Here is an 8,651-nt window from a genome sequence, read left to right as displayed (position 1 = left end):
TTGCGTGTCGTTCAGCCAGAAAAGTTCCGCCATGCTCCAAGTCCTCCGAACAGACTTGAATCAGACGCCCCGTAGTCATGGCAATAGGTACAGAACCTAAGGCTGCCCACTTCTTGCCCTACTCTGCAGGATAATTTCAATTGTATGGCAGGTTTCGAGGCAACCGACCAAGATGCCAAATGGCTGCGACGGACGCTTTCCTGCCGTTCAATCGCTGTGATCCCCTCCCCCGCCGCAGCAGCGGGGGGAGCAGAATCATGAGGCGGATTGGTGGGTGGTGGCGAAGGTGATTTCGGGCCAGCGTTCGGCGATGAAGCGGAGCGAAAACGTGTCGCGGGCGAGGAAAACGGGGGAGTCGTCGCGGTCGTGGCCGAGGGTGGATTGGTTGGCTTCGATGAAGTCTTTCAGGCGTTTGGGGTCGGGGCAGGAAATCCAGCGGGCGGTGACGTAGGGGGCGGGTTCGAAGCGGATGGGGATTTTGTATTCGGCGTCGATGCGGGCTTGCAGGACGTCGAGCTGGAGGGCGCCGACGACGCCGACGATCCAGTCCGCACCCAGCATCGGGCGGAAGACCTGGGCGACGCCTTCTTCGGCGAGGTCTTCGAGGGCGCGGCGGAGCTGCTTGGCTTTCATCGGGTCGGTCAGGACGACGCGGCGGAGGATTTCGGGGGCGAAGCTCGGGATGCCGGTGAAGCGGAGGGTTTCGCCTTCGGTCAGCGTGTCGCCCACGCGCAGCGAGCCGTGGTTGGGGATGCCGATGATGTCGCCGGGGAAGGCTTCCTCGGCGAGGGAGCGGTCCTGGGCGAAGAAGAAGATCGGGGCCTGGATCGCCATCGGCTTGCCGGAGCGGACGTGGAGCAGTTTCATGCCGCGCTGGAACCGGCCGGAGCAGATGCGGGTGAAGGCGATGCGGTCGCGGTGGTTGGGGTCCATGTTGGCCTGGACCTTGAAGACGAAGCCGGTGACGGTTTTCTGTTCCGCGCGGACGGGGTGGGGTTCGGCGCGCTGGGTGGTGGGCGGCGGGGCGTGTTCGGCGAGGAGGGTGAGGAGTTCGACGACGCCGTAATCCTTGAGCGCGGTGCCGAAGACGACGGGGGTGAGGTGGCCGGCGAGGAAGGCTTCGCGGTCGAAGGCGGGGTAGGCGCCGGTGAGTTCGACGGCGTCGCGCAGCTCGGCCATCTGGTCGTCGGGGATGATGACGGGTTCGGCGGGTTCGCCATCCGGGGCGACGCGGCCGATGGGGCGGTTGGCGCGGATGTCCCAGCAGCCGCGGAAGAGGCCGCCCATGCCGACGGGCCAGACCAGGGGGCAGACGTCGAGCGCGAGGGTGCTCGCGATTTCATCGAGCAGGGTGAAGGGGTCCCGGCCTTCGCGGTCGATCTTGTTGACGAAGGTGATGATCGGGATGTCGCGCAGGCGGCAGACCTCGAAGAGCTTGAGGGTCTGGGCCTCGATGCCGCGGGCGGCGTCGATCACCATGACGGCGGCGTCGACCGCGGTGAGGGTGCGGTAGGTGTCTTCGGAGAAGTCCTGGTGGCCTGGCGTGTCGAGCAGGTTGAAGACGACGTCGTGCCAGGTGAAGGTCATGACCGAGGAGGTGACGGAGATGCCGCGCTGGCGTTCGATGGCCATCCAGTCCGAGCGGGTGTTGCGGCGCTCGCGGCGGGCCTTGACCATGCCGGCCTCGCGGATGGCGCCGCCGAAGAGGAGGAGCTTCTCGGTCAGGGTGGTCTTGCCGGCGTCGGGGTGGGAGATGATCGCGAAGGTGCGGCGGGGGAAGGCACCGGTGCTGGCGGGGGAAGCGTCCTGCGCGAGCGTTGTCAATTCGTCACTCATGCCCAGCCTATAGCAACGGCAGGGCGTGATGGGTAGGCAAGGCGGATGAGCGGGACGCGCAAGGCGGTGCTGATCGGGGCGGAGGTGTATCGGGCGGCGATCGCGGTGCCGCCGCATCCGCTGGCGACGATGCGCGCGCCGGTGGCGGAGGATCTGATCCGGGCGATGGGGTGGCTGGCGGCGGGGCAGTATCGGACGGCGCCGGTGGCGGGGCGGGCGGCGCTGGAGCGGTTTCACGATCCGGCCTATCTCGACGCGCTGGAGGCGGCGGAACGGACGCAGGCGGTGCCGGCGGAGGTGCGGGCGCGGTTCGGCATCGGGGCGGAGGGCAATCCGGTGCATCGCGCGGTGTATCGGCGGCCGGCGACCTCGGCGGGGGGGGCGATGCTGGCGGCAAGGCTGACGGCTTCGGGCGGGGTCGCGCATGTGCCGGCGGCGGGGAACCATCATGCCTGGCCGGCGCGGGCGAGCGGGTTCTGCTATATCAACGACGCGGTGCTGGCGCTGATGGAGTGGCTCGACCTTGGGCTGGAGCGGCTGGTCTATCTCGATCTCGACGCGCATCACGGCGATGGGGTGGAGGCGGCGTTCGCGCGCGATGGGCGGGTGACGACGATCAGCGTGCATGAGGCGGGGCGCTGGCCGCGGACGGGGGTGACGAGCGACGCGGCGGCGGGGGTGTTGAATTTCGCCGTGCCGGAGGGGTTTTGCGACGCGGAGCTGGCGTTCCTGATGGAGGCGCGGATTTTGCCGGCGATCGCGGCGACGCGGCCGGAGGGGATCGTGTTCCTGCCGGGGGCGGATGCGCTGGCGGATGATCCGATGAGCCGGCTGGCGCTGTCGAACCGGGGGTTGTGGGCGGCGCTGGAGGCGATCCGGGGGTTGGCGCCGCGGCTGATCGTGCTCGGGGGGGGCGGGTACAATCCGTATGCGCTCGGGCGGGCCTGGGCGGGGATGTGGGGGATGCTGAACGGGCACGCGGTGCCGGAGGCGCTGCCGCAGGCGGCCTTGGACGTGCTGGCGGGAATCAGCTATTTCCGCCAGCAGTCGCGGCCACGGCCGGCGCGCTGGCTCACCCGCCTCGACGATCCGCCGCAGGCGGGCGTGGTGCGGGATGAGGTGCGCCGCCTCGCCGCGTGATGCAATGAGGAGCAGGACGATGAGACGCTGGATGGGATTTTGCCTCGCGGCCGGGATTGCTGGCGGATTGGCCGGCGGGGTGGCGGCGGCGGCGATCACCGGGCCGCAGACGACGCTGCCGACCGAGACGATCACCATCGTCAACCAGCATGGCAAGCGCTTCGTCTTCAAGGTGGAACAGGCGCTGACGCCGAAGCAGCAGGAAGTCGGGCTGATGTTCCGCAAGAGTGTTGCCGCCGATGGCGGGATGATCTTTCCGTGGAGCCCGCCGCAGGTTTCCGAGATGTGGATGAAGAACACGCTGGTGCCGCTGGACATGGTGTTCGTCGGGCCGCACGGGACGATCCGGCATATTGCCAACGACACGGTGCCGCAGAGCCTGCGGATCATTTCGAGCCGGGTGCCCGTGGCGGCGACGATCGAGTTGCAGGGCGGGATCACCGCGAAGGACGACATCGATGTCGGCGACAAGGTGATCGGGCCGCAATTCGGGAATGGCAAGTGAGGCGCTTGCCTCGCACCTTGCTGGCGCTGTAGGTAGCAATCGTCCGAGCGGGGCGTGGCGCAGCCTGGTAGCGCGCTTGTTTTGGGTACAAGAGGCCCCCGGTTCGAATCCGGGCGCCCCGAGACGGACAGGCCGAGAGGAATTGCACGATGAACCGCGCCAGAATCTATTTGCCGCCGAAAAGCGCCATGCAGTCCGGCTGGGCGAAGACGAGGGAATGGGTGCTGGAATTCGAGCCGGCGATGGCCAAGCGGATCGACCCGCTGATGGGCTGGACCGGCAGCGGCGACATGCTGGCCAGCGAGGTGCGGCTGCGCTTCGCGACCCGCGAGGAGGCCATCGCCTATGCCGAGGCGCATGGCATCGCCTTCGACCTCGAAATCCCGACCGAGCGGCACCGCAAGCCCAAGGCCTATGCCGATAATTTCCGCCCCGACCGGCGGGCGAACTGGACCCACTGACCGCCCTGCCCGCCCCCCGCGCCGATGCGTCGTGGTGGCTGGAAATCGGCGACGAATTAAGCGATTGTCGCGACCGGACGGCCCTGTAGCTCAACTGGATAGAGCACCCGCCTTCTAAGCGGGTGGTTGCGTGTTCGAGTCACGCCAGGGTCGCCAATTTTGCGCCGCCAATTCTTGTTGTGCGTGCCGGGGCGCGAATCGCCAGAGCATCATCCGATCCTGATGGATCGGAACGTGCTCTAAAACTGGATTCTGGACACCTTTCCCCGCCTCGCCATACATCCGGAAATGGAACGATCGTGACCGGGCCGCACGGTGAGGTTTTATCGTTAAAAACATTGTCAATTCACAATCTTTTGTTTGACAAGAAAGTGAAGAACTATTTAATACGCCTCATACAGGAGGGCTATTTATGGCAAAGAAGATTTTGTTGAAGAACCCGGCGACGGGAATAACAAAAAATGGATTTTATGGATTTAGCTGGACAACGTTTTTTTTCGGTGGATTTCCCGCTTTATTTCGTGGCGATTATATGATCGGGCTGATTTTTATCGTCCTGAGTATCTTAACTGCTGGCGTGGCCGGATTCATTTTCGCCTTCTCGTATAACCGGCGCTATACGACCAAGCTCCTTGAAGAAGGCTACCGGTTCGCCGGCTCGGAGGCCGAGAATGCCGCAGCGGCGGCGAAGCTCGGGGTCGACCTCTCGGCGACCGCCGTTCCCCAGGCAGCCTGAACCGCAGCCCAGAGCACCATCCCTGCCGGCACCAGCCGGCAGGGCGAGGTTTTTTTCAGGCGCCGGAGCAAGGAAGGCGCCTGCGGCCGTCTCATTCGGGGAGCGGCTGCCCCCTGGTTTCCGGCATGAACGGGGCGACCAACAGGCCAAGCAGGTAGATCACCGAGAAATCCATCGCCACATGCGCAAGCCCGCCCAGCGCGCCGATCAGCTGGCCGGCCAGCAGCGGGCCGAGAAAGGCGATGAAGCGCGAGGCGTTGAAGACGAAGGCCGAGGCGGTGCCGCGCACATTGGTGGCGAACAGCTCGGGCAGGTAGATCGCGTACCAGGCGAAGGCGCCGAGCGTCCAGAACCCGTTCAGCAGCGCGGCCGCCAGCAGGACCGGCAGCGAGTGCGACCAGAGATAGACCGCGGGCGTCATGATCAGCCCGCCGGCGAACAGGAAGACGAGATAGAGCCGGCGGCCCATCCAGTCCGCGAGGAAGCCGGAGGCGAGATAGCCGAGGATCGCGCCGGCGGTGTAGACGAGGCCGGCGACGCTCGCCCAGTAGGGCCCGCTCAGGCCGTGATGGGCTGCGAACCCGCCGACGAAGCCGGGAATCCAGGTGGCGATGCCCCACCAGCCCATCGTGGTGCCGACCGACATCAGGCAGGCCAGCAGGGTGCGGCGGCGGCCCTCGGCGTCGGCGAAGAGCTGGAACAGGGTGAAGGGCCGGCGATCGGCCCTGGCGACGGGTTGGGTACGCTCGGTCACCGCCCAGCGCTTCTCGCGCACCGCTGCCAGCCAGCTCGCCGATTCCTCGATGCGGCTGCGCAGGATCAGCACCAGGAAGCCGGGCAGCACGCCGACGAGGAACATCACCCGCCAGGCTTCCGGCCCGAGGGGGCGGACAAAATACCACACCGCGGCGGCGAGGAACGCGCCGAAGCCGAAGCCCGATTGCAGGAACCCCGCCCCTTTCGGCCGCGCCTCGTTCGGCCAGGTCTCGGCCAGCAGGGCGTTGCCGGTGCTCCATTCGCTGCCGAGAAACAGGCCGGTGAGGAAGCGGAACGCCACCAGCATGAGGACCGAGGAGCTGAAGGCGGTGAGGCCGGTGAACACGCTGTAGCCCACCACCGAGATCAGCAGCATCCGCTTGCGGCCGATATAGTCGGCGACGATGCCGCCGATCGTGCCGCCGGCGGCCCAGCCGAGCAGGGTGATGGCGATGGCGAGACCGGCCGCCTGGTGCAGGTGGCTGCGCTCGGACGCGGGCAGCAGGGCGATCATCGCCGGGCCGATCACGGTGATCAGCGCGTAGGTTTCATAGCCATCGAAGACCCAGCCGAAAAACGCCGCGGTCAGGATGCGCCAATGCGACGGCGTGAGCCGCGCGGCCCACGGCTTCGGCGCGTCAGCACCGGTGGTTGAATGTGCCATCTGGAAGTCCTCCCTGCCGGCAGCAGACCGAAAATCGGCAGTTTCGTCAACACGCTCGCGATCCGTTTTCAGAGCGGAACGGTGTTTCGCCCCCTTGCCCGTCCGGCAGGGCCATCGCAGGATGCGATGGCTGCCAGCGAAACGACGCCGGTTCCTGAGGGGGAAGCGGCGCGTTAGGCTGCGCGCGGGACAAATCGCCGGATCGGAGCGATGCGGCGCGAGGAGGAGACAGAATGGACGGTTTCGCCGAACCCCATGCGGAGGATGCCTATGCGGCGATCCGCACCGAGATCCGCAAGCTCTGCGCCGGGTTTCCGGGCGAATACTGGCGCCGGCTCGACGAGGAGGGCGCCTATCCGGAGGCGTTCGTCGGCGCGCTCGCCCGCGATGGCTGGCTGGCGGCGCTGATCCCGGAGGAATATGGCGGCTCGGGCCTGCCGCTTTCGGGGGCGGCGGCGATCCTGGAGGAGATCCAGCAGAGCGGCTGCAACGGCGCGGCCTGCCATGCGCAGATGTATATCATGGGCACGCTGCTGCGGCATGGCAGCGCGGCACAGAAGGCAACCTACCTGCCGCAGATCGCCAGCGGGGCGCTGCGGTTGCAGGCCTTTGGCGTGACCGAGCCGACCAGCGGCACCGACACCACCGCCCTCAAGACCACGGCGCGGCGCGAGGGCGGGCATTACGTGGTCAATGGCCAGAAGATCTGGACCTCGCGGGCGGAGCATTCGGACCTGATGCTGCTGCTCGCCCGCACCACGCCGCGCGAGGCGGTGGCGAAGAAGACCGACGGGCTCTCGGTGTTCCTGATCGACATGCGCGAGGCGCGCGGCAACGGGCTGACCATCCGCCCGATCCGCACGATGATGAACCACGCGACGACGGAGGTGTTTTTCGATGATTTGCGGATCCCGGCGGACACGCTGGTCGGCGAGGAGGGCAAGGGGTTCCGCTATATCCTGTCGGGCATGAACGCGGAGCGCATCCTGATCGCGGCGGAGTGCATCGGCGATGCCAAGTGGTTTACCAGCAAGTCGGTCTCGTATGCGAACGGGCGGGAGGTGTTCGGCCGGCCGATCGGGCAGAACCAGGGCATCCAGTTCCCGATCGCGCGGGCCTATGCGCGGATGCGGGCGGCGGAGCTGATGGTGCGCGAGGCGGCGGCGCGCTACGAGGCGGGGCAGAATTGCGGGGCGGAGGCCAACATGGCGAAGATGCTGGCGGCCGAAGCCTCGTGGGAGGCGGCGGAAGCCTGCATCCAGACCCATGGCGGGTTCGGCTTCGCCGCCGAATACGACATCGAGCGCAAGTTCCGCGAGACGCGGCTTTACCAGGTGGCGCCGATCTCGACCAATCTCGTGCTGTCGTATCTCGCCGAACACGTGCTCGGCATGCCGAGGTCGTATTGATGCGCGCGCCGCTGGCGGGGCTGACGGTCGTCGCCGTCGAGCAGGCGGTGGCGGCGCCCTATTGCACGGCGCGGCTCGCCGATGCGGGGGCGCGGGTGATCAAGATCGAGCGGCCGGAGGGCGATTTCGCGCGCTTCTATGACGACGCGCTCAAGGCGGGGTCGAGCTATTTCGTCTGGCTCAACCGGGGCAAGGAATCGGTCGTGCTCGATCTGGCCACGCCGGACGGGCGGGCGCGGCTGGCGGCGCTGATCGGGACCGCGGATATCCTGGTGCAGAACCTCAAGCCCGGCGCGATGGCGCGGATGGGGCTCGGCATCGAGACGCTGCGCGCCGCCCACGAGCGGCTGATCTGCTGCTCGATCTCGGGCTATGGCGAGAGCGGACCACTGGCCGGGCGCAAGGCCTATGATTTGCTGATCCAGGCGGAATCGGGGCTCGCCTCGATCACCGGCGGGCCGGGCGAGCCGGCGCGGGTGGGGATTTCGATCGTGGATATCGCGACCGGCGCGGCCGGGCACGCGGCGATCCTGGAGGCGCTGATCGCGCGCGGACAGAGCGGGCAAGGCGCGGATATCCGGATTTCGATGTTCGACGTGATCGCCGACTGGCTGGCGGTGCCGCTGCTCAACGCCGAGGCCGGGCGGCCGCCGAAGCGCGTCGGTCTCGCGCATCCCTCGGTCGCACCCTATGGCGTGTTTACCGCCGCGGATGGCGACGCCGTGCTGATCTCGATCCAGAGCGAGCGGGAGTGGCACACGCTGTGCCGCGACATCCTCGAACGGCCGGAGCTGGTCGAGGATCCGCGGTTTTCCAGCAATGTCGCGCGGGTGAACCACCGGGCGGAGACCGATGCGGCGGTGGCCGAAGCCTTCGCCCGCCTGCCCGGCGCGGCACTGGCCGAGAGGCTGGACCGCGCGGACCTCGCCTTCGCGCGGATGAACGACATGGCGGCACTTTCGGCGCATCCGCATCTGCGCCGGATCACGGTGGAGACCGCAGCCGGGCCGGCGGCGATTCCGGCGCCGCCGGCGATCGTGGCCGGGGTGATGCGGGATTATGGCAGGGTGCCGGCACTCGGCGAGCATACCGAAGCGGTGCTCGCGGAGCTGGACGCGGCGGCGGGCGGGAAAGGTTGAGCGCG

8 protein-coding genes and 2 tRNA genes are annotated in these 8,651 nt (G+C 67.5%); 8 read left to right on the top strand and 2 right to left on the bottom strand.

Annotation, left to right across the window (positions count from 1 at the left end; translation table 11 throughout):
* Positions 1 to 255: 255 nt before the first annotated feature.
* Complete coding sequence (locus tag B7Z76_RS03895) at positions 256 to 1,836, bottom strand: peptide chain release factor 3 (RefSeq protein WP_291342262.1); 1,581 nt, start codon at positions 1,834 to 1,836, stop codon at positions 256 to 258.
* Between the two features lie 45 nt (positions 1,837 to 1,881).
* On the opposite strand from B7Z76_RS03895, the gene B7Z76_RS03890 reads away from it, so the two are divergent.
* From B7Z76_RS03890 to B7Z76_RS03865, 6 genes are all read left to right on the top strand, one after another.
* Positions 1,882 to 2,976 (top strand): acetoin utilization protein AcuC, encoded by a 1,095-nt coding sequence (locus tag B7Z76_RS03890; RefSeq protein WP_291342260.1) that lies wholly within the window; start codon positions 1,882 to 1,884, stop codon positions 2,974 to 2,976.
* A 19-nt stretch (positions 2,977 to 2,995) separates the two neighbouring features.
* Positions 2,996 to 3,481, top strand: coding sequence for a DUF192 domain-containing protein (locus B7Z76_RS03885; RefSeq protein WP_174504469.1), 486 nt, complete (start codon positions 2,996 to 2,998; stop codon positions 3,479 to 3,481).
* A gap of 48 nt (positions 3,482 to 3,529) precedes the next feature.
* A tRNA-Pro gene (locus B7Z76_RS03880) sits at positions 3,530 to 3,603 on the top strand.
* A gap of 27 nt (positions 3,604 to 3,630) precedes the next feature.
* Positions 3,631 to 3,942 carry an ETC complex I subunit gene (locus B7Z76_RS03875; protein WP_174504468.1) on the top strand — a complete coding sequence of 104 codons (312 nt, stop codon included), beginning with the start codon at positions 3,631 to 3,633 and terminating at the stop codon, positions 3,940 to 3,942.
* A gap of 79 nt (positions 3,943 to 4,021) precedes the next feature.
* Positions 4,022 to 4,098, top strand: a tRNA-Arg gene (locus B7Z76_RS03870).
* A 256-nt stretch (positions 4,099 to 4,354) separates the two neighbouring features.
* Positions 4,355 to 4,678 carry a hypothetical protein gene (locus tag B7Z76_RS03865; protein WP_174504467.1) on the top strand — a complete coding sequence of 108 codons (324 nt, stop codon included), beginning with the start codon at positions 4,355 to 4,357 and terminating at the stop codon, positions 4,676 to 4,678.
* A gap of 91 nt (positions 4,679 to 4,769) precedes the next feature.
* Here B7Z76_RS03865 and B7Z76_RS03860 read toward each other — a convergent pair whose 3' ends face one another.
* Positions 4,770 to 6,098 carry an MFS transporter gene (locus tag B7Z76_RS03860; RefSeq protein WP_174504466.1) on the bottom strand — a complete coding sequence of 443 codons (1,329 nt, stop codon included), beginning with the start codon at positions 6,096 to 6,098 and terminating at the stop codon, positions 4,770 to 4,772.
* 233 nt (positions 6,099 to 6,331) lie between these two features.
* Here B7Z76_RS03860 and B7Z76_RS03855 point away from each other — a divergent pair, with 233 nt between their 5' ends.
* Positions 6,332 to 7,507 carry an acyl-CoA dehydrogenase family protein gene (locus B7Z76_RS03855; RefSeq protein WP_174504465.1) on the top strand — a complete coding sequence of 392 codons (1,176 nt, stop codon included), beginning with the start codon at positions 6,332 to 6,334 and terminating at the stop codon, positions 7,505 to 7,507.
* Complete coding sequence (locus B7Z76_RS03850) at positions 7,507 to 8,646, top strand: CaiB/BaiF CoA-transferase family protein (RefSeq protein WP_324482496.1); 1,140 nt, start codon at positions 7,507 to 7,509, stop codon at positions 8,644 to 8,646. Before B7Z76_RS03855 ends, B7Z76_RS03850 begins: the two co-directional genes overlap by 1 nt.
* Positions 8,647 to 8,651: the final 5 nt, after the last annotated feature.

Source organism: Acidiphilium sp. 20-67-58 (assembly GCF_002255515.1).
Lineage (GTDB): Bacteria > Pseudomonadota > Alphaproteobacteria > Acetobacterales > Acetobacteraceae > Acidiphilium.
Note: the sequence above shows the minus strand (reverse complement) of the source record. Positions and strands in the feature narration are given on the sequence as shown.

Bases quoted from the DNA above. Each gene is read 5' to 3' on its own strand.
- B7Z76_RS03895 (WP_291342262.1), bottom strand. From the start codon at position 1,836: ATGAGTGACGAATTGACAACGCTCGCGCAGGACGCTTCCCCCGCCAGC.
- B7Z76_RS03890 (WP_291342260.1), top strand. From the start codon at position 1,882: ATGAGCGGGACGCGCAAGGCGGTGCTGATCGGGGCGGAGGTGTATCGG.
- B7Z76_RS03885 (WP_174504469.1), top strand. From the start codon at position 2,996: ATGAGACGCTGGATGGGATTTTGCCTCGCGGCCGGGATTGCTGGCGGA.
- B7Z76_RS03875 (WP_174504468.1), top strand. From the start codon at position 3,631: ATGAACCGCGCCAGAATCTATTTGCCGCCGAAAAGCGCCATGCAGTCC.
- B7Z76_RS03865 (WP_174504467.1), top strand. From the start codon at position 4,355: ATGGCAAAGAAGATTTTGTTGAAGAACCCGGCGACGGGAATAACAAAA.
- B7Z76_RS03860 (WP_174504466.1), bottom strand. From the start codon at position 6,098: ATGGCACATTCAACCACCGGTGCTGACGCGCCGAAGCCGTGGGCCGCG.
- B7Z76_RS03855 (WP_174504465.1), top strand. From the start codon at position 6,332: ATGGACGGTTTCGCCGAACCCCATGCGGAGGATGCCTATGCGGCGATC.
- B7Z76_RS03850 (WP_324482496.1), top strand. From the start codon at position 7,507: ATGCGCGCGCCGCTGGCGGGGCTGACGGTCGTCGCCGTCGAGCAGGCG.